Here is a 23526-nt window from a genome sequence, read left to right on the forward strand (position 1 = left end):
CAGGATACGGGCACGTCCCCCGCGGCCGTGTAGCGCCTCACGTGTGCGACGCCAGGTAGTCGGCGACGACGTCGGCGACCCGCTCGGCCGCTCTTCCGTCCCACGCGGTGATGTGCGGGCGCTCTGCGGGCCTTCGCAGGAGCGACACGTGCCGGATCGCGGCGGGGTCGAGGCCGAGCATCGTGTTCGTCCCGAGCCGCACGGTGACCGGGCGCTCGGTCGAGTCCCGGAGCGTGAAGCAGGGGACGCCGAGGTAGGACGTCTCCTCCTGCACTCCTCCCGAGTCGGTGAGCACCGCTCCCGCATCTGCCTCGAGCGAGAGGAACTCGAGGTAGCCGATCGGGTCGAGCAGGATGACTCGGCCTCCGGTCGCACGGCCATCCAACCGGACGCGCGTCCGGGGATGAACCGGGAACACGACGGGCGCTGTCTCGGAGAGCCGCTCCAGCTCGTCCATCACGGAGCCCAGGAGCGGGCCGTCGACGAGCGCCGGGCGATGCAGGGTGACGAGGACGTAGCCACCCGGCTCGAGCCCCATCGAGGCGGCCACGTCCAGCGAGCGGAAGCGCGTCTCGCACGCGACGAGCGCGTCGATCATCGTGTTGCCGACGAGGTGCACTCGCGACGCCTCGATTCCCTCCCGCGCGAGGTTTTCGAGCGCCTCGTCCGAGTGGGCGAGCAGGAGATCCGCGAACTCGTCGGCGACGATGCGGTTGATCTCCTCCGGCATCGAGCGGTCGAAGCTGCGCAGCCCTGCCTCGAGATGGGCGGTCGGCAAGCGGAGCTTCGCGGCGACGAGCGACGCGGCGAGCGTCGAGTTCACGTCTCCGGGGACGATCACGAGGTCAGGGCGTTCCTCCTCGAGGATCGGCTCCAGGCGCTCCATCACGCGTGCGGTTTGCTGTGCGTGCGTGCCCGATCCCACGCCGAGCAGATGATCGGGCTGGGGCATGCCGAGCTGGTCGACGAAGACATCCGACATCGCCTTGTCGTAGTGCTGCCCGGTGTGGACGATGACATGCGCGGCTTCGGGCAGTCGTGCCCGCAGCGCCGCGACCACGGGCGCCATCTTCACGAAGTTCGGCCGGGCCCCGACGACGTAGACGATCTTGGCCTTGGCGGGCTCGGCCGGGGTCACGGGCGCCTCCCTCGCGCACGGCGGCGGCTTGCCAGCTCGTCGGCGACGAGCTTGACGAACGCCCCGTTCGTTCGCGCATAGCGTCCCGCAAGACGTCGCGGCTCCTGCGCGGTGCGGTAGGCCCATTCGAGCCCGAGCCGCTGCAGCAACCGGGGTGCCCGCTTGGTCAGGCCTGCGACGACGTCGAATGAGCCACCCACTCCCATCGCCAGGCGGGCGCCGGTGAGCGGCTGCTGTGCGTCGATCCAGCTCTCCTTTCGTGGAGAGCTCATGCCTACGAACAGCGCGTCGGGTGAGGTCTCGCCGATCTCCGTCGCTATGCGCTCGTCGTCGGCGGACGGGAAATGACCGTGGTGAGAGCCTGCGATGCGCAGGCGGGGATGGCGTGCGGCGATCACCTCCACGGTCCTGGCGATCACCTCTTCCCGCGCCCCGAGGAAGTACGCGGAGAGATCCTCGCGCTCCATGGCAGCGAGCAACGCCGTGAAGAGATCGATGCCGGCCACCCGCTCGGGGATCGCGACGCCGAGCACCTTGCCTGCCCACACGAGAGCTTGCCCATCCGCGCTCACGATCGTCGCGCGCTCGAGGAAGCCGCGCAGCTCGGAGCTGCGGTGCGCCTCCACCACCTTCGCCGCATTGAGCGAGAGCTGGGAGTGGAGGCCGCCCGCCTTGATGAGCTCGACCAGCCGCTCGACGGTTTGCTCGAGCGTGAGGAGGTCGATCGGGCACGCGAGAATCGTGCGGCGATGCTCACGATCCACCGCGATCGTGCGGTTGCTCATGGAGACGCCTTGGCGGCCGCGCTGATGCCGGCGTAGAGGTCGGCGTAGACGCGAGCGACGTTCGCGGGCTCGAACTGTCGTGCGCACTCGCGTTCGCGCTTTCTCATCCCGGCCCGCAGCGCCTCGTCGTCGAGGAGCTCTTCGACGCGGTCGGCCAGGCAGTCGGGCCGGTGCGGTTGCACCCAGAGACAGGTGTCGGGCTCTTCGAGGTAGTCGATCGCGGCACGCGTACGCGTCGTCAGGATCGGCAGGCCGGCTGCGAGCGCATTGAGCAGCACGATCGGCAGACCCTCGTCGTGGAAGGTGGGGAAGACGAGTGCGTCGCAGCGGTGATAGAAGGCTGTCGCCTCTGCCTCGGGGAGGTACCCGAAGAAGCGAACGCTCTCTCCGAGCTCGAGGCGCGCCGCTTCGGCTTCGGCGTCGGCGCGAGCGGGGCCGTCGCCGACACAGCAGAGGACAACGCGTCGACCGCGGTCACGCAGGAGGCCGCACGCGCGCACTGCATCGAGGAGCCCCTTCGTCGGCACGAGCCGCGAGATGAAGAGCAGCAGCGGCGTCTTCGGGGGGAGCGCGTACGTGGCGAGGAAACACTCGTGGGACGTGGTCGCCGGGACGGCCGGAAGCGCGTTCGGAACGACGTGGAGCTTTCGTGCGGGGATCCCTGCGGCCACGAACGCGTCCCGCTCCTCGGAGGAGAGGACGCCGATCGCGGCTGCCCGGTCGAGTACGTGGCGCGCGAGCCAGCGCACGGGGCGGGAGCCTCGAGTCAGCACGGTCGCGTCGGAGCCGTGCAGCTTGAGAAAGACGGGTGCGATCGAACGGCCAAGCAGGAGAAGCGTGACGCTGTCGCGGGCCACCGTCTTGGCGTCGAACGACGTGTTCAAGTGCACGAGGTCGAAGCGCCGCGCGCGGGCGGCCTTCCGCAGCCGCCATGCCGTGCGCACGACGCGGTTGATGCGGGAGGCTGCGCCGACGGCCTCGAGGTTGTCGCCGAACACGAAGGTCTGCTCGGTCACCTCGACGTCGAGCGCACGCAACGCGGCGACGAATGGCGGTTCGCAGGCGTTCGGGCCGCTGCGCGTACCGGGGTCGGGCATGCCGATCAGTAGCCGCATAGGTTCATCGAGATGTCACCGCGTGGATCGTTGGCCGTCGAGGATACGAGGGATTGTGCGGGGCCGCTCCGGTCATGTGAGCTCGGCCGTACGCTACGTGCGGTGCGCCCGTTCCCGATGCCGAGGCGGCCTGCGCTCGCCGCGATCGGCCGCCGTTCGAGAACCGTCGCAGACATGGCTGGTCGGACACGGTTCGAGCGTCGCGCAGGCCCCGCGCGGGCGGCGGCGGCGGTGCGACGATCGCCATCGACAGCGATCGGTCAGCCGGCGTCTTCACACGTCCCCCGTCTGAGCTCCGGCTCGAGCGGATTGCTCGCGATGCTCCGGCGACATGCCGCCCGCGCTTGCGCGACGAGGCCCGCTCGCCGCAGTGCCCGCGCCTCTCTGAAGGTGTTCGTCCACGGCTGCAGGTCGAGCTCGGCGGCGCGGTGGTACAGGCGCGCCGCAAGCCGGAACCGGCCCGCTTGCTCGGCCAGCAGGCCCTGGAACCGGACGACGTCGGGGCTCCAGCGGTTCCACGAGCGCGCGGTCGCCGCCGTCGTCCACGCGCGGTCGGGTGACGATGCCGCCTGCGCGCGCGCCTTCTCCAGCTCACGCTGGGCCATCGCGGGCCCGGCCAGGATCGCCAGAGCCAGCAACATCGCGACGGTGTAGCCGAGTGTCCGCGGCGTGCTCGGCAACCGTGCCGGGCGGAAGCCCGAGACGGCCCCGGCAATGAGGAGCGCCGGCACCGTGAGCCCCGCGAACACGTGGATCCAGTCGACGGAGACGACGAGGAAGAATGCCGCGAGGGCAGCTGCCACGCAGGCTCCGATCGCTCGGTCACGGCGGACGCCGGCGAGCGCGCACCAGGCGACGCCCGCGATGACCGCCGCGAGGGCGCCGAAGCCGATGAGTCCCAGCTCCGACAGCGTCTCGAGCTCGAGACTGTGGGGTTGCAGCACGTAGAAGTCCTTGTTGCTGCGCTCGAGGGACCAGCGACGCGGGAACGAGCCGGTCCCGCTGCCCGTGAGCGGCTTCTCGCGGGTCATACGGGCCGCCACCTTCCACAGCTCGACGCGGCCCGTCGGGGAGAGGCTCGAGAGGCGGGTGTCACCGCCGGCCACCTGCAGCGTGGAGTTCGGCTCGGCGGTGAGTCGATCTCGAAGATTGTCGACCCGCGATAGCAGGAGAACGGCCAGCACAGCGACTGCCACGGCCGCCAGCGCGCCTCCGGCTCCCATTAGCGTCAGCGCCGTTCGCCGCCTCAGCCGTACGGGCGGGAACGCCGGCAGCGACAGCACCGCGAGCACGGCCGCGAGGCCGAATGCAAGCGCCACGTACCGCGAGAACGCCGGATCGTCCAGGGGGCGACCGTCGACGAGGGCGCGGTCGACTGCCTGAAGCGCGGAGAAGAGCGCCACCGCCGCAAGGCCGAGGGCCACCGCCAGGGCCGCGAGTCGAGCCCGCCGTGTGACCGCCACCTGGACCACGGCTGCGAGCGCGATCGCGGCCATCGACCCGCGGGACTGCGTCAGGAGCGTCACGGCGAGGAACAGCACCGCGGCGGCGGCTCCCGCCGCCCGCGCCCAGCGCGAGCGCGAGGCGGCCACCCACAGCGCCAGCGGCACTCCGAGCGCGCAGATCGTTCCCTCGCCGTTGTGATACCCGACCGGGCCCTCGAGCTGCCGCACCTGGAACCAGTCGGCCGCTGCCGACCCGGAGCCGACGGTGACGAGGACGATGAGGGCGTGCAGGGCGATCCCGCCGAGCACGCCGCGGACGATGGCTCCGGCATGGGCGCCGAGGGACGACCCGAGGATCAGCGCGGCCGCGGCCGTCAGGGTGAGGCCGAGGAAGCGCCATGACGTGTCGGGGATGCCGCCCCAGGCGACCGAGAGAGCAGACCATGCTCCCAGCACGAGGAGGGCGACGGCGACAAGCAGGGCAGGGAACGACGGACGGTCCCCCAGCACGAGGGCGCCGGTCGCGGCGATGACGACGACCGCCCCGATGATCCCGGCGGCAAGCGCGTAGTAGCCGCCGCTGAAGTTCAGCCCCGTGACGACGAGGAGTGCGGTGCCCGAGCCGATTCCTGCGGCTGCCGCCTGCCGGCGCTCGATCCTCATCACGCAGCGGGCAGTTCGACGTGACGCCTACGCCGCGACACGGCTGCGAGCCCGCCGCCGGGCGCTCCGTCCGCAGCCGGTGGGCGGCGGCGACCCATCCGGTGGGAGCTGAAGTGGCGGGAATCGGCCGAGATCAGGCGTAGATATCGTGTCGAATCTGCCACTGCATTTCAGCATAGTGACGATCTCCGGTCGTGCATCCTGCTGCCGCGGATTGCCGCCCGGGGCCGCCGAATGACCGGAACGTCCCGGCTGCGCTGGTACGCGCGACGGCTCGCCCTGATGGGCCCGGGGGAGGCGCTCGAGCACGCGCGCCGCGCCGCGGCGGCGCGGGCGGACGCGATCGCCTGGAACGGCGCTCGGCCTGCCTGGAGGCGGCGCTGGGAGCCGCCGCTCACGAGCCTGCTCGCCGGCGCGGCCCCTCCCCCGGCACCGCTCGGCTTCCTCACGCGCGAGCGGGCTGCGCTCCTGCGCGAACGGCTGCCCGACGCTGCCCGGGGCGTGGTGGCCGAAGCGCAGAGGAGGCTCGACGGGAACGTCACCGTGCTCGGATACCCGCCGTTCGCGCTCCCGAGCTGCTGGGACGGGAGCACCGACCCCGTTTCCGGAGACCGCTGGCCCGATCGCCATGGACGGTTGATCGACTTCCGCCACAGGACGCCGGGGAACCCGAAGCTGATCTGGGAGCTGCACCGCTGCCAGGAGTTGCCCTTGCTCGTGCTCGCTTCGCTCGTCGAGGGCGACGAGCGTTTCTCGCACGAGGCGCTTCGGAGGCTGCTCCGCTGGCTGCGGCAGCATCCCCCCGGGAGAGGCATCGCGTGGGCCAACGCATTCGAGCCGGGATTGCGGGTGCTGTCGTTCGCCGTCGCGTTCGACGGTCTCCGGGGGTCCGCGGAGCTCGACGAGGCCGCCGCGCGGTCGATCCTGCGCGGCCTCTGGCAGCACGCGCGCTGGATCGAGCGAGGTTTGTCGCGTCACAGCTCCGCCAACAACCATCTGGTCGCCGAGCTGCTCGGGCTCCTAGCCGTCGGCCTGCTGGCGCCCGAGCTCGCGGACTCGGAGAGATGGAGTGCGCGCGCCGGCGCGGAGATCGCCGAGCAGGCGCGCCTTCAGGTGCTTCCGGACGGCGCCGGTGCGGAGCAGGCGTTCGCGTACCACCTGTTCCTGCTGGAGATGCTGCTCGTCGCGACGGCGCTGCTGGATGCCCGCGGCATGGCCGTTCCCGCCGCCGTCGTCGCTGCCCTCGAGCGAGCGGGAGACGCGCTCGCGCTCCTCGTCGACGGTGACGAGCCCGACCCCGCGTTCGGCGACGCGGACGACGGGCGGGCGCTCATGCTCGACGGGCGCGGCGGCGAGGGCGCCCGGAGCATCGCGGCCTCGATCGCGGCGCGTCTCGGGCACTCCGGGGCGCGTCGGGTTTCCGGGCATCTCGACGGGAGGGTGCCGATGCTCTTCGGCGAGGCAGGGATGGAGCGCTTTGCCGCCACGCCGCCGGGCGCTCCTGCCTCGAGCGGGATCCTGCCCGATGCGGGAATCGTCGTCTTCCGGTTCGGCGGCCTGCGGGCGCTCTTCGACGTGGGGCCGCTCGGGTACCTCAGCATCGCCGCGCACGGGCATGCCGACGGCCTCTCGCTGGTGCTCTGCGACGGGCAGGACGAGCTCGTGGTGGATCCCGGCACGGGCAGTTACCTCGATGCGGCGATCCGCAGCTGGTTCCGCGGAACGGTCTCCCATGCGACGGTTGCCGTCGACGGGCTCGATCAATCCGAGCAGGGCGGCGCGTTCCTGTGGGTGCGGCACGGCAACGCGTACCTCCGCTCGTGGGATCCGGAGCATCTCGTCGCCGTCGGAGCACACGACGGGATCGGTCGCAGGCAGGGCCGTGTCGCGCACCGCCGCATGGTCGCTCGAGTGGGCAGCCGCAGCCTTCTCGTCGTCGACCGGCTCGAGGGGCGCGATTCGCACACGGCCTCGCAGAGCTGGCCGCTGCATCCGTCACTCGACGTCGTGGCGCGGTCTCCGCGGCTCGTGGAGGCATCGCACGGCGGAGCAGCGCGTCTCCAGATCGCGTTCGCCGCCACCCGGCCGGCGACCACGAACATCGACCGGGAAGGATGGTGGTCGAGGCGCCTCGAGGCGTGGACGCCGGCCCCGCGCTCGCAGCAGGTGACGAGCTGGCGCGGGACCGTCCACCTCGGGGCCTTGCTCGTCGCCCCGCAAAGCACCGCCGAGGCCCCGTCCCTCGTGCTGGAAGAGACGGACGCCGGCGTCATCGCGCGAATGTCGGTCGAGGGCGCGGACCGGGTCGTCACGCTGTCGCTCGAGGCAGAGCCGCCGATCGTCGAGCTCGCTCTCTAGCCCGGATCGCTCGCGTGGCGCGGGCGCCCCCGCCCCGGGCCGGGCGGGTGAACCGGGCTAGCTCGGCCTGCCTGCGCGCACGGGCACGCACATGGGCATGACCATCAGGATCCAGATCGTCATCAGGAACAACGCATCGGAGAGAACGGGTCCGTAGAAAGCGTTCACCATGAATGCGAACCAGGTGCAGAGCGACCAGATCAGCAGCGTCTGTTCGACGCCGATCGCCGTGCGCAGTCGGCGAGCCACGTCGATCAGGTAGGCCAGCATCACGGCGAGGAGCGACCCGAGGGCGAGTATCCCCCCGCCTGCGAGGAGGTACACGTAGCTGTTGTGCGGATCGCCGGTGACGTCCTCGACTCGCCCGAAAAGGAGGAAGCGCGTCGGGCGGCCGAACCCGAACCCCGTCAGGAGATGCTGGTCGATGCCGGCGAGAGCGGTGTCGCGCGCTCTCTCTCGCCAGATCACGTTCAGGTCGGTGGTCGGTGACGCACCGACGCGGGACGTCAGGGTCGGACCGAGCGTGGGATCGAGAAGGGGAGCGAGCAGCACGGCCGCCACGATGACCGGCAGGAGCAGCGGGATCAGCCAGAGCAGGGAGCGGCGAAGGGCCCTTCTGCCCACGAGGAGCATCGGGACGATGAGCGCGACAGCCGCGTAGGTCGTGCGGCCGAACGAGACGACGATGCCGAACAGCGCGAGGCCGGCGATGACGGCATGGAAAACCTGCCTGCCGAAGCGGTCGGCGCTCCGCTCCAGGTTGAGCAGGGCGCACACGAGGCTGCCGACCAGGTACATCGCGCTGCCGAGCGCGAGAATGCGCATGCCGCCGGTCGAGAGGGCCAGCGAGTCCGTCTGCGAGCTTCCCGTGGCCATGTAGAACAACGCGTAGAGGAACTGGGCGACCGCGCCGGCGTAGAAGACGGCGCTGATCCCGCGCCACATCGTTCGCGCGTCCACTCCGACGAGCGCCACGGCGATCCCCGCGTAGAGGACGATTCGCAGCGGCTGGCCGAAGAGACCCTGTCCGTAGCGATCGTGGCCGCGGAGGACGGCCAGGCCGATGAACAGGGCTAGCGCCAGGAGCGGCCACGTGGTCGCGAGCGGGCCGGCCGGCCGCGTGCCCGGCGCCTGCTGGTTGACGAGCCTGTCCGCCGCCCAGGCCCCGATCGCGAGGAGCAGGATCACGTCGGTCGCGTAGACCGCGGTGCCTCCGGGGAGCGGCAGCGGTTCGGTGAGCAGCGGGAGCCCGGTGAAGGTGAGTCCCAACGCGGCGAAGACGAGCACGGCACGGTGGCCGGACATCAGCCCGCCGAGGAGCAGCAGGAGCGCCGGGAGGAGCGCCAGGAAGACAGCCGCGGCCGGGTTGCCGCTTGCGAATCCCAGTGCGACGCCGGCGTTCGCGGCCGCCGCCGCGCCGAGGAGCGCCCCACGGCGCAACGAGTGCGGGCCCGCACTGCTACCGATCGGCGACCCCGCTCGCACGGCTCTCTAGGAGTAGCCGTACTCCGACAGATCGCCCTCGCGATTGGCGACGAACCCGAGGACGTTCACGCCGACGAGGTCGAGCTTGCCGATGGCCCGTGTGACGCGGCGCTTCTTGGTGCCGTGCGCGACGACGAACACGACGTCCGCGCCGACGTGCGACGCGAGCGTTGCCGCGTCGGACGCCGCGAGCAGAGGCGGCGTGTCGACGACGACGAGGTCGTAGAGCGCCGTCACCGATGCGAACAGCGTTTCCATCGCCTCGGACGAGGCGACATCTCCCACGTTCGGTAGGGTCGTTCCCGCCGCCAGCAGGTGCAGCACTCCGGGCTCCCTCTGAATCGGCTTGATCACCGTCTTGTAGTCGATGCCCGCCGCGATCACCTCGGTCAGCCCGGGCGTGCCCCGGACACCGAACAGCTTGTGGAGGGTGGGCTTGCGCATGTCCGCGTCGACCAGCAGCACCCTGCGGTCGGTCTGAGCGGCGACGAAGGCGTAGTTGGCGGCGATGATCGACTTGCCCTCCGCCGGGTCGGCGCTCGTGAACACGACCGGCCGGCGGACGTCCCCCCTCGGGCGTAGATCGACCGCGAGCCGCAGCATCCGGAACGGCTCGGCCGACGGGCTGCGCACGTCGACGAGACCGCGGATAGCCGAGTCGCCGCCGCGGTCGACCCTAGCGGCCACGCCCGCGACTTCTCTCTCTCTCGACCAGGGGTGGCTGCGCCAGGCCGCGCCGCCCGGAGATGGTCGCTACCGCGACGGTCGACGGCTTCGCCAGCGACAGCGACGGGATCATCGCGAGCAGCGGGCGTCCGAACACGGTTTCGATGTCGGTCGCGTCCGGCATCCGGTCGGCGAAGAGGTCGGCGACGAGCGCGAGGGCGGCATTCAGGATGAGGCCGAGCAGCACGGCGAGCGCCACGACCAGCTTGACGCGTGGAGACACGGGCGAATCGGGAACGGAGGCCCTGTCGATCACGATGATCTGGTCGCGCAGCGTCCCGGTGTCGTTGACGAAGGACTTCAGCGCGGCGGTGGCCTGGTTCGCGACGAGGGCGGCATTGGTCGGCGACTGGCTGCGCGCCGACACCTGCAGCAGCTCCACCTCGGGGACGGGCTTCGCCGAGAGGTTGATCTCCGACGCCGGTACGACGCCTTGCAGGGACGCCGCCACCCGCCGGTCGATGGCCTTCGTCTCGACGATCCTGGCGTACGTCTGAGCGAGCCGCGTGCCGAGCTCGAGCGAGCCGAAGGCGTCGTTGGCGGTCGTGATCTTCTGCTGGATGCGCACCAGCGCGGTGGCCTCGTAGATCTTCGTCTGCTGCGACGTGACGACGTACGCGACGACCCCGGTGAGGACGGTGAGACCGATGATGAGGAGCCGATGGCGCCACAGCGCACGGTAGACGTCGATGGTCGCCATAGCTCTCAGAGGTTACCCGCAACCCGTTTCGCGTCAATCGCCCGCTCCAGGGCGGCTTCCCAGGGCTCGATGGCCTCCTGCCACGCGTACTCGGCGCGCGCCCAGCTCGCGCAGCGGCTCCGGAGCTCGGGAGTCAGCCGGGGAACGATCCGTCGCAGCCCTTCCGCGATGGCAGCGGAGTCCGCGCGCGGGACGATCAGCGCTGCGTCGAGCGGGGCGAGGATCTCCGGGGTGGCCCCGACGGCGGTGCCGAGCACGGGCGTCCCGCTCGCTAGCGCCTCGATCGTCGACATGCCGAATCCCTCGTATGCGACGGTCGGCAGGACGAACAGGTCGGCGGCGGCGTAGAGCGAGCGCAGCTCGTCCTCGTCCACGCGTCCCAGGAATCGTACGCGCTCGTTCAGGGAGAGCGAGCGGACGAGATCCTCCAGCGCAGCGCGTCCGGCGCCGTCGCCGGTGACGGCGAGGACGAACCGCTCGTCGGCGACGGACGCCAGGGCGGCGATGAGCTCCTCGAGGCCCATGCGGGGCTCGAGTCGGCGCGTCGTGAGCAGGAACACGGCTTCGGGCGGAATGCCGTGGCGCGCCCGCACCGCCGCGGCGGTCTCGCGCGGCGGAGCGAGGAAGGCCGAGCCGACGCCCCCACGGACTTGCCGGATGCGGTCGGCCGCATCGGGGTGACGGGAGAGCACGAGCTCCCGGCTGTACTCGCTCAGGACGAGGATCGCCGCTGCCCGCGTGACCGCGCGGCGCTCGAACGCGACGAGCGCAGGCTCGAGCGCGCCGAGCAAGACCCGCTCCCGTCCGCTTGCGCGCGAGCGCAGGTATCTGCGTTCGAGGACGGCCGACGCGTGGAAGACGAGGGCGAGCGGCAGCTCCGGCATTCCCGCCGCGAGTCCGGCGGCGGTCGACGACTGGTGACCGACGAGGATGTCGAACGACGATGACGGCAGCGAACGGGCCGCGCGTCGCGTCTGCAGCCGGTCGCCGATCGTCTGCGGCAGGCGGCCGCGGCGCAGCACTCGGAGCACCTCGACTCCATCCTCGAGCGCCCGGGCCGGACGGTCGGGCTGAGCGGGCACGATCGCGCTGACCGCGTGGCCTCGCGCCGCGAGAGCGCGAGCCGTGTCGGCCGCCACGCGCGCCGAGCCGCCGATCGCGTCGGGCGACCACTGGTCACTCGCGACGAGCAGGCGCATCTAGAGCTCCTGCGAGATGAGCGAGATCAGGCGCGACGTGCGGCTCTCCCAGGTGTTCGCCGCCGCGATCGCCTGCCGCCGGGCGACGGCCGCCGCGTCTCCGTCCCCGGCGGCCGTGCCGACGGCGGCCATGAACGAAGCCGCTCCGGAAGCGACGACGACGTCGGGCTCCATGCCCTCGAGCTCGGGAAGCCCGCTCGCGACGACGGGCTTGCCCGCCGCCAGGTACTCGAACAGCTTCAGCGGAAAGCAGCTGCGCGTGTACTCGTTGCGCAGGTAGGGGATCAATCCGACGTCGAACGCGGCGACGATCGAGGGCAGCTGCTCGTACCGCACGGACCCGAGCCAGGTGACGTTGGGGTGACGCACGGCCTCGTTCAGCCGGCGCCTGACCGTGCCGTCGGCCGCGGGCCCTGCGAGCAGGAGGCTGCCCGTCTCGAGAGAGCGCACGATCTCGTCGAGCAGCTCGAAATCGACCTTGCCGGGAAGAAAGTTGCCGGCGAAGCCGAGCACGGGGCGCGGGAGATCGCGGAGCTCTCGCGGCGCCCGGTCGCGATCGCTCGCCGGCGCGAAATGCGCGAAGTCGCCGACATTGCGTACCAGGTGCGTACGCGGGTTCGTGCGCGCATGCCGGTCGAAGAGGGGCGTGGTCGTCGTGAACACGAGCCGGGAGAGAAGCGCTGCACGGCGGTCTGCCGCCGCCACCAGGGCGCGATTCCGCTCGCCGGTGGCCTGCTCGGGATAGTCGTCGACGCAGTCGTAGACGCCGAAGGCATCGTCCGCGTGGCCGACGGCCCAGGTCGCGCGCGGATCGTAGAGCCAGATCACGCGTGGTCGCGGCAGGCCGCGCGCGGCGCGTGCCACCACCCACCTGCTGATGCGGCCGTTCACCGCGTCGCTCGCTCGGTATCGCTGGCCCCACGGGAGCACGTTCAGCGCCTTGCGCACGGTGACGCCGGGTGCGGCCGCTTCACCGGTGAAGAGGCGGCGCAGCAGCGACCTGCGGCGGGGCCGCAGGATCAGCCGCCACAGGTGCGTTCCGACGAACTGCCCGGTCTCGACGAAGAGGACGGGATGGCCGCGCTCGGCCGCTCGGCGCATGATCTGCTGCCGGTTCGTCGGAAGGCTCGCCGACCATTCCTGGGGCGACAGGCAGATGATCGAAAACGGGGTCTCAGTCACGGCGTCGTCCGGATCGTCCTGTGCAGCAGCGATCAGCGCTTACGGTCTCCGAATCAACCCTTCGGCTGGGCGGGGGCACGACTAAAGTAGCGCGTCGCCTGCCGGGCGGCAGCGTCCCGAGCCGCAGGAGACCGTGCGGGCTTCGAGAAGATCGAAGCATCTACCGGGAGAAGGTGGCAACCAGATGGCGGGACATCAGGGCGGGCCGCCGGGGATTCGAGCGGGCGCCGGTGACGGCGGCGGCGCGCCGCTCGAGGTGATCAGCCCGGAGCTGGCGCTCGTCGACCCGGTCGCCGCGGCCGCAGCGCGGGCGGCCCTGCCCGAGCAGCCGTGGGACCTCGTCGCCGACGGCACCCGTAGAGATGTCCTCCAGCGGCCGATTCCGGCCGCGGAGCTCGAAGCGCCCGCCGGGGCTGCGCTCCCCGGCGGCGGCGAGGTGGAGGCCGCCCCTGGGCCTCAGCCGGGTCGGCGACCTCGGCGCGGAGCTTCGCGGCGCCTCGGCGTCCCTGCCGCCCGCCGCCTCGCCCTGATGATCGCCTGGGCCGTCGTGATCACGGCGCTGACGCTCCTGGCCGAGGTCCACCGTCCGACCGCTCCCGCCCTGGGATCGGGCTCGGAGCCGGTCGCCCCCGCGCCGCGGCGACAGGCGGCTACGAGTGTGGCCGGCCGGACGCTTCGCGGGCCCGCGGCGCCGGGTCTCGTTCGTCGCCCGCTCGCGTTGAGCGGGCGAGGCCGAGTCGACCGCTCGGCCCCTCCGGCAGGGCGACGGGCAGCCGGCGGCGCCGGCCGAGGCTAGCGCCTGAGGCGTCCGAGCAGGCCGCCTCGCCGGCGCAGGCCGGCCGGCCGGGCCGGCAGCTCGTCGCCCTCGAGGAGCGCGGCGGGAACGTCCGAGGTGAGCCAGCGGGCCAGCTCGCCCCCTCCGACGGCCGCGGCGGCCTGGGACATGCCGGCCTCGCGCACGCCCGCAGCGTGCGCGTCGCTTGCGATCAGGTGCGCGAGCTCGAGCTCGAGCAGGCGTCTGGCGCATCCAGCGGATGCGCGACCGAGGCGCCCGTCGACAGATGCGGCCGTGAGCTGCACGACGGCGCCGGCGCGAACGACCTCTTCGAGGTCGCCTGGGCGCTCCTGCACGCTGAGGTTCCGCTCCGGGTGGGCGATCACGGTGACGATCCCGCGTTGCCGCAGGCGCGCGCATTCGTGCTCGAGACCGAGCGGCCGGCCGTGATACGGGTATTCGAGCAACAGCAGGCGTGGGTTGCCGCCGAGACCGAAGCGGGCGAGCGAGTCGTCGGCGAGAGAGCCGAGCCGGTCGAGCGCGATCTCGCCGCCGCCGCGGACGTCGAGGGCGATGCCGGCTTCGGCGACCGCGCTGCGGACGAGCCCGAGCGCCGCTTCCATCGCGTCGGGCGAGGTCGGATAGTCGTCGCGGACATGAGGCGTCGCCGAGACGACGCCGACGCCGTCGTCCGCCATCGAGCGGGCGATCTCGATCGCTTCCTCCAGATTCCGGGCCCCGTCGTCGAGGCCCGGCAGGATGTGGCTGTGGAGGTCGATCACGGCCACTAGCGTAGAGCCTTTGCCCTGTCAGCGGAGATCCTCCACGGATCGACTGCGGCGGCTTCCGGGCGGCTTCGGGTATCTGCCCCCTGGCGGCTCCGCGGCTACCGGCCTCGCTGTCGGTGGGGGTGACGGGGCACCACGAGGATCGATCGTGTGACGCGGGCCCGGTTCGCGGTGGGCGATATCCGGGAGGCGCTCGCCTTGACCCTGGCCGGGGTGCCCGCGACCCGGACGGGTGTGCTCGTGGCGGTAGCCGAGCCGGCGCCGTTGGAGGTGGTGACGGCGACCCGTAGCTTTGCGCCGACGAACGTGGCGGTGACATCGAAGGTCGGACGGGTGGCGCCGTTCACGTTCAGCCATGTGGCGCCGTCGTCGCGGCTCCACTGCCACCGGTAGGCGTAGTCGGTCGGGGCGTTCGACCACGCGCCGCCCGAGGAGGCAAGCGTCCGGCCCTTCTTCGTTACCCCCATGATCGTCGGAGGCACGATGTTCCTCGGCGCCGCGACGACCGGGGGAGCAGCGGGCGCCGACACGTCGACCGGAGCAGCGGCAGCCGGTGCGGCGGCGGTGGGTGTCACGGATGTGGTGAAGGCGGTCGTGGAGCCGGTCGCGTTGGCGGCGGTGACGGCGGCTCGGACGCTGGCGCCGACGAAGGTGGGGCTGACGTCGAAGGTGGGGCGGGTGGCGCCGTTCACGTTGAGCCAGGTGGCGCCGTCGTCGCGGCTCCACTGCCACTGGTGGGCGTAGGCGGTGGGGTTGTTCGCCCACGTGCCCGTCGACGAGGCCAGGACCTGGCCCTGGAGGGGCGTGCCGCTGATCAGAGGCTCGGAGACCAGCGCGGGTGCCGGAGCGGGAGCGGGAGCGGGAGCGGGAGCGGGTGCCGGTGCGGGTGCCGGTGCGGGTGCCGGTGCGGGCGCCGGTGTGTCGCCGGTCGGGAACTCGGCGAGGACGTCGGCCTTGTTGGTGGCGCGCCGGTAGCCGTCGAGATAGACGGTGTCGCTGCCGGTGTAGCCGCTGCGGCCGGCGTAGAGCCCCATCTCGGTGTAGAGGGTGACGTTGCGGACGTTGCTCGTGTAGGGCAGCGTCGGGATGCTGGTGCGGCTCAGTTGCGGCGCCGGCGGGAACGGATCGTTGCCGGCGCGATACCACAGCTCGACCGTGCCGTTCGTCTCCGAGAACGAGATGTGGACGACGAAGTCGAGCCAGGTCGAGCGCGGCACGCTCGCGAGGCCCGGCAGCGTGATGTTCGGGTCCCAGTAGGCGTAGCCGGAGCCGACGGTGCAGTTCCCCGTCGCGATCCGGAAGTTGAGGCCGCCGTTGCGAGCATGCAACGCCAGGGGTGCGACGCTGCAGCCCGGCAGGTTGTAGAGGGAGGCGGGGTGGTGGAGCTCCCAGAGCAGGTTGTCGCTGAGGCCGGCTGCCGGAACGTACAGCGAGAAGCCGTAGTAGTAGTCCTTGCCCGCCGACTCGCCGCTGTCATAGCGGGCGCCCAGGCAGCGCACGATGTTGTTGCCCGACCACACGTCGGCCGCGGACTCCGAGATGCGCGCCGCGTACCTGCCCTGCCGCGGCGCCGGATACGCCGTCTTGGACGCGTCGTAGATCTCGAGCTGAGTCTCCGGATGCGGACACTCGAACCCCGAGAACTGCGACCCGTTCCCCGTCTCGAAATCGAGGCGCAGGTCGATGCTCGACCCCGACGCCGCCGCCAGGGCCCGACCGGCGGCGAGGTCGAAGACGGCGACGGTGACAGGGACGGCGGCGGCGAGCGCGAGCGCCGCGACCGCAACACGCGACAGGCGAACCCGGACGTTCCGGCGATCGACGTTCCTCATGGTGGTTTTCCCCTTCGTGCTCGGCGGCTACGTAGAAGAGGAGTCGGGATCCCCGGCGCGGCGCTTGACCCCTCGAACGGGTCGCCGTGAGCGCTGGCATCGCGCGAGCGCCCGCGCCTCGTCGCCGGCGGGGGCGGCTACCGCCGGCCGGCGGGCGCGCTCGGATCGGCGCCGGCGGCGCAGCGGTCGCGCGCGTTGCCGCCCGGCGCGCAGGCCCTTGACTTTCCCGCCGACGTTTCTAGTCTGCTGGGCAGGGGGTGCGCCACGTCTGTGGGGGGAAGGGATCAGGATGACGTCACGTAGGTGGGTGTTGGCCGCTCTCGCGGCGTCGTCGGTCGTGCTCGCGGGCGTGCCCGAGCGGGGAGGCGCAGCGGAATCCCTGTGCGCGTTCCACGAGTCGACGACGGTGAGCGGGCTCGTTGCCACGGCGACCTTCCACGTCGTTCGCGACGGCTGTGAGGTGAGCTTCGTCGCGATCTCGAAGTTCGCCGACGGGAACGAGATCTTCGACACGGCGACAGGCGTGTTCGCAGCGAGCGAGACACGCGCCACGCTGTCGGTGAAGATGCCGTGCAACCGCAGGAGCGAGACGGATCTCGTGCTCGGCCCGCCCTCGCTCTACCCGCCGGCCGACCTCGATCTCGGCGCCACGCAGTTCAATCTCGCCTGCCCGTCGGGCGGCGGCGGCTCCGGTGGCTCTGGTGGCTCCGGTGGGGGCTCCGGTGGCGGCGGCTCGGGCTCCGGCGGCTCCGGCGGCGGCGGCGCGGCGGCCTCGTTGCCGGACTTGGCGACGACCGTGTCGGCGTCGAGGGTGAAGGGGCTGAGGCTCGGCGACCGGCTCTCGGTCGTCGTCACGGTCGTGAACAGGGGCAAGGCGCCGGCGGGCGGTGTGCACGTGCTCATCACCCTTCAGGACAACACGATCCCGAAGGGCAAAGCGCTGGCAAGCCGTGGGCCGGGCTGCACGGGCGTGACGATCATCGACTGCGATCTCGGCAGCCTTCCGATCGGCGCCTCTGCGACCGTGCGCGCCCCCGTCTCCGTCGCGCGCGGCCGGAAGTTGTTCGTTCCCGCGAGGGCGCGCGCGATCCAGACGGATGCCACGCCGGCGGATGACGTAGGCACGTTGACGTTGCCGGTGCTGCCACGGCAGACGCCTCTCACGGTGTCTGCCCTGAAAGGGCGGATCGTCGCCGGTGAGCAGTTTGCGTACCTGAAGCTCTCCACGCGCGCGCGTGTCACTGCCCAGGTCTACGTGGGGGGTGTGGCGCAGCCGATCGTCTGGCGGCGCACGCTCCCGGGCGGCACGTGGAGCGTCCGCTTCCGGCTTCCTGCCTTGGCCGCGGGTCAGCGGTTCTCGATCGTCATTCGCGCCCAGAGCGGACAGCGCAAGGCTACCGCGAAGCTCGAGCTCGTCGCCTGACGATGGACGCGCCGTTCCGCCGGCTGAAGGGCCGGCGGCACAGCGCGCGGTGACGTGCTTCATGCGAGAGGAAGGAGACTCGTGCACCGGGTCGAACGGCGCTGTATCCTCCCGCGGGTGGCTGTCGCGAGACATGCCGGCCGTCGGTGCCGCACGAGCTCGCTGATGACGCTCGCTGTCGCCGGTTTGCTTCTGTTCGTGTCCGGAGCGGCGAGCGGCGGAGAAGGCTCAGCCGTCCCGCTTCGCCTCGTCAAGTCCTCGCAGGACGCGCCGGCACGCGCGCTCGCGTTGAGCACCGCGTCGCTCTACGCCGGGAACGACCGCTGGAAGCCGTACCTCGCGGGCGAGGCGGCGTGCCCGGGCGGTGAGCGCACCGACCTGCCGCTCGCCCGCCAGCAGCGAACGCTCGCCTGCCTCGTCAACTGGGCCCGCAAGCGACGCGGTCTCGAGCCTCTCGCGCTCGCGCCGCCCCTCAACGTGAGCTCGCTGAAGAAGGCGGAGGACATCGCCCGCTGCGAGAACTTCGACCACAGCCCCTGCGGCGGCGACTGGACGTTCCGCGTTCGCGCAGCCGGCTACACCGGCGCGGTCGGGGAGAACCTCTACCTCGCGGAAGGGCCGTGGCGAGCACCCCGCGTGGTCGTCGACGGGTGGCTCAACAGCCCCACCCACCGGGCCAACCTGTTCGGCCCGCAGTGGCGGCGCCAGGGGCTCGCCGCGGTCGCGGTCGACACGTTCCAGGGCCGTCGTGGCGTCACCGTCTGGGTGAACGAGTTCGGCGACCGCTAGCTCGCGGGCGTCTTGACGGGCGTCGCGTAGACGATGTAGCGCTGCCGCGCCGAGAAGCGTGGATAGCACGCCTGCAGCGCGACCTCCTCGCGCCCGCGCGAACGCAGCCGGTCGAGATCGTCGGCCGGCACGATGACGTGGGACGACACGCGGTAGACGAACTTCCCGTAGGGCATGTCGAGCTCGATGCGGTCGCCCGGGCGCAGGCGGTCGATCTGGGCGAACGGCGCCCCGTAGGTCGTTCGGTGCCCCGCGATGTAGACGAGCTGGCCTTCGCCGGGAAGATGCGTCCGCGGGTCGACGCCGGGGCCGCGGACGAGCGAGTCGCGATCGGTGCCGTTGACGACGATCATGTCCAACCCGATGCGGCTGACGCGGATCCGCCCGAGCGCCTCTCCTCGGCCGGTCTCGGATCTGAGGCGTCGTGCCTGGCGGCGCATCGCGGCTGCTGCGGCGGCCGGATCCGCGGAGGCGCTTGCCGCCCCGGCCGCGGGTGCGGGAGCCGCGTAGCGCCGCTGTACCTGAGAGAGCTCGGTCTGCAGCTGGCGTTGCTGCCAGCGTGTGTAGAGCCCCGTCACCGGGTCACCGAAGCGCCAGACGACGAATCCCCACACGAGCGCGAGAAGCCCGAGAGCCATCAGGATCGTGCCGCCGACCCGCACCGCCCGGCGCGGGAGGCTGCGCGGCCGTCGTACGACGGCGTCTTCGCTCACGATCACGGTCTCAGGGTACGTTCGGATCCCGACGCTGTCGAGTGGGCGCCGGCGCCTGCCTCGCCACCGCGTCGGGTGTGAGGGCGCGCATCGAGGGGAGCACCACGTCGGCGAGCTCGAGCGCGCCGGCGGGCGGGGGGTAGTGCGGGTTCGGGTACGCGAGCACGCGCATGCCGGCCGCGTGGGCGGCGCGGATGCCGTTGCCGGAGTCCTCGACCGCCGCACAGCGCTCGGGTGCGACAGCGAGGCGGCGGGCGGCCTCGAGGTAGACGTCGGGGGCGGGCTTGCCGCACCCGACCTCCTCCGAGGAGACCGTGGCGGCGAAGCAGTCGGCGATGCCCGCCGTCTCCAGCACGGCGTCGATGAGCGGGCGGTTCGACGAGGAGGCGACCGCGAGCGGGAACGTCCCGGCAAGGGAGCGAACGGCATCCACCGCCCCGTCGATCAGGGGCAGATCGGCCCGGTAGCGCTCGAGCATGCGGCGCACGACCTCGTCGTTGATCTCCTCGGGCGGCCGCGGCAGGCCGAGCTCCTCGTGCATGTAGAGCGACCACTCCCCGGAGCTCATGCCCATCATCGCCCGCTGCGCCTGGGGGGAGTAGCGCCCGCCCCAGTCGGCGACGAGCTGCTCGCGGACGCCGTCCCAGACCTGCTCGCTGTCCACGATGACGCCGTCCATGTCGAACACGACCGCTGCGATCATGCGGCGGATCCTACGGACGCCGCCGGCAGGGCCGGGCCGGCTGCGTCCGCTACACGGGCTTGCAGAGCGTGTCGCTGCCGTACAGGGCGCGCTGCTGCTCGTGGAGCTCGAGGTCGAGCGCCTGGTTGTAGCTCCCGAGCGGCTCGCCCTGCCACATCACGTCGGGTGTCACGCCGGGGCCGATGATGGTGGCGCGGTAGCGCTCACCCTTGCCGGCGGGCCGGCTGCCGTGCGGGTAGAAGCCGTAGCAGAACGTTCCGGTGCCCTTGTGCGTGAGAAAGCTGTTCTCGCGCTTCCAACCGGCGCCGTAGGCCGAGTTGAAGGTATCGACGTAGAGGTTGCGACCGAACGTGTCGAGCGGCTCGCCGACCGATGTCGACTGGAACCCATGCACCGGTGAGCCGTTGTAGGTGAACGAGCCGAAGATGTGGTCGAACTTGCGGTAGGCCCAGTTGAGGCGCACCGTGAGCTCGGGCAGCGGGCCCGTCCAGTGTGAGAGCCGCAGCTCCCAGACGGCCTGCCTGGGCGTCGGTCGCAGCCCGTAGTTGGGAAGCGCGCGCTGCCACGACTGCACGGCCCAGTGGCTGCCGTCCCTGGCCGTGCATGCGGTCACGAGCCAGGCGAGCGGCGGGCCGCTGTAGGGTCCGCACGTGTTCCGGAAGCTCTTCCACACGTCCTTCCTGTACGTGCCCCAACCGCCGGAGTAGTCCAGCTTGAACTCGACCTGCCTCCTTGCGGGGGTGGGCGCGATCGCGTTGACGGCGCCCCACGCGAGCACGTTCCACTTCTTGCCGCGCGCCTCGTAGGAGAGGAGCGCCTGGCCCGCGGCGTTCACCTGCAGCTTCACGGCCCTGGCGTCCCGGTCGACGAGGGCCGATGCGGGCGCGCCCGCGGGGGCGAAGAGGGAGGCGCAGGCCGCGAGAAGGACGAGGTGCCGCGCGCGCATGGCACTCCAGGCTATCGGTGCGCACTGCCTCGGCACGCACCCCTGGGTCGAGGGAATCCCGCGCGGGGCCGCGGATCGGGGCGCCGGCTCCCGCCTGCCTCCTCCACGCGAACGAGCGCCCCCGCAACCGGGGCGCGTGGCGGCCGCGGTGCCTCCGTCCGCCGGGCAGACGCTGCCGCGGCGGCGGATATGGCGGCGGGGGTGGGATTCGAACCCACGGGACGCTTGCACGCCCAGCGGTTTTCAAGACCGCCCCGTTCGACCGCTCCGGCACCCCGCCGAGCCGCAATCCTACGCGGCGGCCGGGGAGGAGAGGCGCTTGTGGCTCAGCTCTCGACCCGTTGCGGGGCTCCGTACGGACGAAGCACGTCCGGCACCTCGCCCTGGAAGTTCTCGAGGAGGGCGAGCACGGCGCGGTCGGTCACGACCGTGCCGTTGAGGGTGTGCGGCGGCTCCAGGCCGCCCGCGCCGCGCATGCGGATGCCGAGCCGCCGGGCCTGGAAGTCCGTCGTGTTCGAGCACGACGTCACCTCCCGGTAGCGCTGCTGCGACGGGAACCACGCCTCGATGTCGATCTTCTTCGCGGCGGGCGCGCCGAGGTCGCCGGCCGCCACGTTGACGACGCGGTAGGGGAGGCCGAGCTTGTCGAGCAGCTCCTCCTCGAGCGCGACCATGCGCTCGTGCTCGGCCCACGACTCCCGCGGGTCGATGAAGACGAACATCTCGACCTTGTTGAACTGGTGCACCCGGAACATCCCGCGCGTGTCCTTGCCGGCGGCTCCGGCTTCGCGGCGGAAGCACGTCGAGAAGCCGCAGTAGCGCAGCGGCAGCTCGGCCTCGTCCAGGATCTCGCCCATGTGCATGGCGGCGAGCGCGACCTCCGACGTGCCGGTGAGGAAGAGCCCGTCGGCCTCGAGCTCGTAGATGTTCGACTTCTCGGTCGGGAAGAACCCTGTCCCGACCATCGCCTCCTCGCGCACGAGCACGGGCGGCAGCACCGGCGTGAAGCCCGCGCGGGCGACGTGGTCGATCGCGAAGCGGTAGACGGCGAGCGCGAGCAGGGCCGTGTCGCCGACCATGTAGCCGAAGCGCGAGCCCGATACGCGCGCCGCGCGCTCGAGCTCGAAGCGGCCTATCTCCGTCGCTTCGCGTACCTCGGCGAGCGCCGGCGGCTCTCCGACACGGTGGAGCTCGACGGCGTCGTCCTCGCTGTCGCCGTCGGGCGCCGAGGGGTGCGGCGGGTTCGGCACGGATGCGAGCGCCTCGTCGCGGGCGGCCTCCGCGGCGGCGAGCTCCTCCTCGGCAGCGCGCAGCTGCTCCTTGAGCGTCTGGAGCTGCTCGAGCTGCTCCGGCGTGGGCTTGCCCTTCAGCTTCGTGCGGGAGCGCAGGTCGTCGACGCGGGGGACGAGCGCGCGCCAGCGCTCGTCGGCCGCGAGCAGCGCGTCGAACGCGTCCGCCGCGCCCTTGCGCGCGAGCGCTGCGCGCCACTCGGCGCGGTTCGCGCGTGCCGCCTTGAGGTCGATCATGGGCGAGAGTCTAGGTACGAGCCGATCACCGCGGCGACACCCTCCTGCTCCGCGCTCGGGCACGTCCAGTCGGCGCGCTCGAGCAGGAGCGGGTGCGCGTCCTCCACGGCGATCCCGAAGCCGGCCCACTCGATCAGCTCGATGTCGTTCTCGCCGTCGCCGAACGACACCACGCGCGACGCGTCGAGGCCGAGCCGCCCAGCGACGAAGGCGAGTCCCGTGCCCTTCGACACGGCGGGGTTGCCGAGCTCGAGCAGGTACGGCAGCGACGTGGTGACGAAGAGCCGGCCGGCGAAGCGCTCCTCGATCGTCGCCCGCAGCCGCGGCAGGTGATCGGGGTCGGCGACGGCGACGAGCTTCGTCGGCGGGCTCTCGAGCCACGCCGCGAGATCGCCGACCTCGGTCACCGGCAGGTGCTGGAACTCGGCGTACAGGCGCGAGTACTCCGTGTGGCGGGCGACGAAGAGGCGGTCGTCGACGTAGCAGTTGGGGGAGTAGCCGGCGTCCGTGAGGGCGCTGATCGTCTCGCGCGCGACCTCCAGGGGAATCGGCTCATGGAGGAGGAAGGCGCCCGAGAGCGGATCGACGACGGCCGCTCCCTGGTAGCAGACGACGGGATCGTCGATGCCTGCCTGCTCGAGGTACGGGCGCACCGAGCGGAACATCCTGCCGGTAACCACGATGACCGGGATGCCGGCGGCGCGCGAGCGTGCGATCGCTGCCAGCGTGCGGGGGCGCAGGAGGCCGTCGTGGCCGGCGAGAGTGCGGTCGAGGTCGCAGGCGAAGGCCTGGACGTCGCGCGGGAAGCCGGGAGGGAGGATCAGCCGCCGCTGGACTGGACGACGAACTGGGCGACGTCGGCGATCTGCTGCGCCTTGAGGCTGTCGCCGAACGCGGGCATGGCGCCCTGGCCCTTGGTCACGCGCGTGACGGCGAGCTCGTAGCTCGGCTTCGCCTGGTCGAGGTTCGGGCCGACGTTTCCGCTCGCTCCGGCGGCGGCGAGCGTGTGGCAGCCGCCGCAGCCCTGGCTCGCGAACAGCGACTTGCCGGCCGTCGCGTCGCCCTTCAGCGCGAGGGCGGGGAGGTCGCCGGACGGCGCGGTCGCGGTCGGCACCGATCCGACCACGGTCTCGGGCGTGGCGCCCACCTCCTTGCCGCCGCCGCAGCCCGCAGCGAGCAGGCCGACGGCGAGGAGCAGGAGCACGAGCAGGGGTGTCGTCCGGCGCATGTGGCGA

Annotated in this window: 21 protein-coding genes and 1 tRNA gene; 3 read left to right on the top strand and 19 right to left on the bottom strand. The window is 71.9% G+C overall.

The window, feature by feature from the left end; all coding sequences use genetic code 11:
- Nucleotides 1-37: 37 nt before the first annotated feature.
- The 4 genes from wecB to Gocc_RS08765 all read right to left on the bottom strand — a co-directional run bounded on the left by wecB (nt 38) and on the right by Gocc_RS08765 (nt 5146).
- On the bottom strand, nt 38-1138 hold the full coding sequence (wecB, locus tag Gocc_RS08750) for a non-hydrolyzing UDP-N-acetylglucosamine 2-epimerase (protein ID WP_220150535.1): 1101 nt from the start codon (nt 1136-1138) through the stop codon (nt 38-40).
- The gene (locus tag Gocc_RS16570; protein ID WP_114796140.1) at nt 1135-1923 is read right to left on the bottom strand and encodes a WecB/TagA/CpsF family glycosyltransferase; all 789 of its coding nucleotides are present in this window, start codon (nt 1921-1923) and stop codon (nt 1135-1137) included. Before Gocc_RS16570 ends, wecB begins: the two co-directional genes overlap by 4 nt.
- Nucleotides 1920-3038, bottom strand: a complete 1119-nt coding sequence (locus Gocc_RS08760) for a glycosyltransferase family 4 protein (RefSeq protein WP_114796141.1) — start codon at nt 3036-3038, stop codon at nt 1920-1922. The genes Gocc_RS16570 and Gocc_RS08760 overlap by 4 nt, the downstream gene beginning before the upstream one ends.
- Before the next feature lie 260 nt (nt 3039-3298).
- Nucleotides 3299-5146, bottom strand: coding sequence for an O-antigen ligase family protein (locus tag Gocc_RS08765; protein WP_114796142.1), 1848 nt, complete (start codon nt 5144-5146; stop codon nt 3299-3301).
- Nucleotides 5147-5380: 234 nt separating this feature from the next.
- Here Gocc_RS08765 and Gocc_RS08770 point away from each other — a divergent pair, with 234 nt between their 5' ends.
- Nucleotides 5381-7504, top strand: coding sequence for a heparinase II/III family protein (locus tag Gocc_RS08770; RefSeq protein ID WP_114796143.1), 2124 nt, complete (start codon nt 5381-5383; stop codon nt 7502-7504).
- 57 nt (nt 7505-7561) lie between these two features.
- Here the strand turns inward: Gocc_RS08770 and Gocc_RS08775 are convergent, their stop codons facing one another.
- The 8 genes from Gocc_RS08775 to Gocc_RS08810 form a co-directional block, all read right to left on the bottom strand.
- Nucleotides 7562-8944, bottom strand: coding sequence for an O-antigen ligase family protein (locus tag Gocc_RS08775; protein WP_114796144.1), 1383 nt, complete (start codon nt 8942-8944; stop codon nt 7562-7564).
- A gap of 51 nt (nt 8945-8995) precedes the next feature.
- Entirely contained in the window at nt 8996-9676 is a 681-nt protein-coding gene (locus tag Gocc_RS08780; RefSeq protein ID WP_114796145.1) for a CpsD/CapB family tyrosine-protein kinase, read from the bottom strand.
- The gene (locus Gocc_RS08785) at nt 9666-10415 is read right to left on the bottom strand and encodes a YveK family protein (RefSeq protein WP_114796146.1); all 750 of its coding nucleotides are present in this window, start codon (nt 10413-10415) and stop codon (nt 9666-9668) included. The genes Gocc_RS08780 and Gocc_RS08785 overlap by 11 nt, the downstream gene beginning before the upstream one ends.
- A gap of 5 nt (nt 10416-10420) precedes the next feature.
- Nucleotides 10421-11614, bottom strand: coding sequence for a glycosyltransferase family 4 protein (locus Gocc_RS08790; RefSeq protein ID WP_114796147.1), 1194 nt, complete (start codon nt 11612-11614; stop codon nt 10421-10423).
- Nucleotides 11615-12796, bottom strand: coding sequence for a glycosyltransferase (locus Gocc_RS08795; RefSeq protein ID WP_114796148.1), 1182 nt, complete (start codon nt 12794-12796; stop codon nt 11615-11617).
- Between the two features lie 160 nt (nt 12797-12956).
- Nucleotides 12957-13379 (bottom strand): hypothetical protein, encoded by a 423-nt coding sequence (locus tag Gocc_RS08800; protein ID WP_114796149.1) that lies wholly within the window; start codon nt 13377-13379, stop codon nt 12957-12959.
- Between the two features lie 209 nt (nt 13380-13588).
- Nucleotides 13589-14353, bottom strand: coding sequence for a tyrosine-protein phosphatase (locus tag Gocc_RS08805; protein WP_147281230.1), 765 nt, complete (start codon nt 14351-14353; stop codon nt 13589-13591).
- A gap of 104 nt (nt 14354-14457) precedes the next feature.
- Nucleotides 14458-16191, bottom strand: a complete 1734-nt coding sequence (locus Gocc_RS08810; protein ID WP_114796151.1) for a heparin lyase I family protein — start codon at nt 16189-16191, stop codon at nt 14458-14460.
- Nucleotides 16192-16480: 289 nt separating this feature from the next.
- Between Gocc_RS08810 and Gocc_RS15665 the strand changes: the two genes are divergently transcribed.
- Both Gocc_RS15665 and Gocc_RS08820 read left to right on the top strand, forming a co-directional pair.
- Nucleotides 16481-17614 (top strand): DUF11 domain-containing protein, encoded by a 1134-nt coding sequence (locus Gocc_RS15665; RefSeq protein WP_147281231.1) that lies wholly within the window; start codon nt 16481-16483, stop codon nt 17612-17614.
- Nucleotides 17615-17779: 165 nt separating this feature from the next.
- Nucleotides 17780-18403 (top strand): CAP domain-containing protein, encoded by a 624-nt coding sequence (locus Gocc_RS08820; protein WP_114796153.1) that lies wholly within the window; start codon nt 17780-17782, stop codon nt 18401-18403.
- Here the strand turns inward: Gocc_RS08820 and Gocc_RS08825 are convergent.
- The 7 genes from Gocc_RS08825 to Gocc_RS08855 form a co-directional block, all read right to left on the bottom strand.
- Nucleotides 18400-19122: a sortase gene (locus Gocc_RS08825; RefSeq protein WP_114796154.1), complete on the bottom strand. Its 723-nt coding sequence runs from the start codon at nt 19120-19122 to the stop codon at nt 18400-18402. The genes Gocc_RS08820 and Gocc_RS08825 overlap by 4 nt on opposite strands.
- 4 nt (nt 19123-19126) lie before the next feature.
- Complete coding sequence (locus Gocc_RS08830) at nt 19127-19819, bottom strand: HAD family hydrolase (RefSeq protein WP_114796155.1); 693 nt, start codon at nt 19817-19819, stop codon at nt 19127-19129.
- Between the two features lie 49 nt (nt 19820-19868).
- Nucleotides 19869-20765 carry a hypothetical protein gene (locus Gocc_RS08835; RefSeq protein WP_114796156.1) on the bottom strand — a complete coding sequence of 299 codons (897 nt, stop codon included), beginning with the start codon at nt 20763-20765 and terminating at the stop codon, nt 19869-19871.
- Between the two features lie 190 nt (nt 20766-20955).
- Nucleotides 20956-21045: transfer RNA gene (locus Gocc_RS08840), tRNA-Ser, on the bottom strand.
- A gap of 46 nt (nt 21046-21091) precedes the next feature.
- Nucleotides 21092-22291, bottom strand: a complete 1200-nt coding sequence (serS, locus tag Gocc_RS08845) for a serine--tRNA ligase (RefSeq protein ID WP_114796157.1) — start codon at nt 22289-22291, stop codon at nt 21092-21094.
- A complete protein-coding gene (locus Gocc_RS08850) occupies nt 22288-23115 on the bottom strand; it encodes a Cof-type HAD-IIB family hydrolase (RefSeq protein ID WP_114796213.1) in 828 nt (275 codons plus the stop codon). Before Gocc_RS08850 ends, serS begins: the two co-directional genes overlap by 4 nt.
- Complete coding sequence (locus Gocc_RS08855) at nt 23112-23519, bottom strand: c-type cytochrome (RefSeq protein WP_114796158.1); 408 nt, start codon at nt 23517-23519, stop codon at nt 23112-23114. The genes Gocc_RS08850 and Gocc_RS08855 overlap by 4 nt, the downstream gene beginning before the upstream one ends.
- Nucleotides 23520-23526: the final 7 nt, after the last annotated feature.

This window comes from Gaiella occulta (assembly GCF_003351045.1).
Classification (GTDB): domain Bacteria; phylum Actinomycetota; class Thermoleophilia; order Gaiellales; family Gaiellaceae; genus Gaiella; species Gaiella occulta.

What these genes read in the sequence shown, in the direction of transcription:
- Gocc_RS08835 (WP_114796156.1), bottom strand. Translation starts at nt 20,765, where the DNA reads ATGCGCGCGCGGCACCTCGTCCTTCTCGCGGCCTGCGCCTCCCTCTTC.
- Gocc_RS08830 (WP_114796155.1), bottom strand. Translation starts at nt 19,819, where the DNA reads ATGATCGCAGCGGTCGTGTTCGACATGGACGGCGTCATCGTGGACAGC.
- Gocc_RS08790 (WP_114796147.1), bottom strand. Translation starts at nt 11,614, where the DNA reads ATGCGCCTGCTCGTCGCGAGTGACCAGTGGTCGCCCGACGCGATCGGC.
- Gocc_RS08765 (WP_114796142.1), bottom strand. Translation starts at nt 5,146, where the DNA reads ATGAGGATCGAGCGCCGGCAGGCGGCAGCCGCAGGAATCGGCTCGGGC.
- Gocc_RS08810 (WP_114796151.1), bottom strand. Translation starts at nt 16,191, where the DNA reads ATGAGGAACGTCGATCGCCGGAACGTCCGGGTTCGCCTGTCGCGTGTT.
- Gocc_RS08785 (WP_114796146.1), bottom strand. Translation starts at nt 10,415, where the DNA reads ATGGCGACCATCGACGTCTACCGTGCGCTGTGGCGCCATCGGCTCCTC.
- Gocc_RS08820 (WP_114796153.1), top strand. Translation starts at nt 17,780, where the DNA reads ATGACGCTCGCTGTCGCCGGTTTGCTTCTGTTCGTGTCCGGAGCGGCG.
- Gocc_RS08855 (WP_114796158.1), bottom strand. Translation starts at nt 23,519, where the DNA reads ATGCGCCGGACGACACCCCTGCTCGTGCTCCTGCTCCTCGCCGTCGGC.
- Gocc_RS08770 (WP_114796143.1), top strand. Translation starts at nt 5,381, where the DNA reads ATGACCGGAACGTCCCGGCTGCGCTGGTACGCGCGACGGCTCGCCCTG.
- Gocc_RS15665 (WP_147281231.1), top strand. Translation starts at nt 16,481, where the DNA reads ATGACGTCACGTAGGTGGGTGTTGGCCGCTCTCGCGGCGTCGTCGGTC.
- Gocc_RS16570 (WP_114796140.1), bottom strand. Translation starts at nt 1,923, where the DNA reads ATGAGCAACCGCACGATCGCGGTGGATCGTGAGCATCGCCGCACGATT.
- serS (WP_114796157.1), bottom strand. Translation starts at nt 22,291, where the DNA reads ATGATCGACCTCAAGGCGGCACGCGCGAACCGCGCCGAGTGGCGCGCA.
- Gocc_RS08760 (WP_114796141.1), bottom strand. Translation starts at nt 3,038, where the DNA reads ATGCGGCTACTGATCGGCATGCCCGACCCCGGTACGCGCAGCGGCCCG.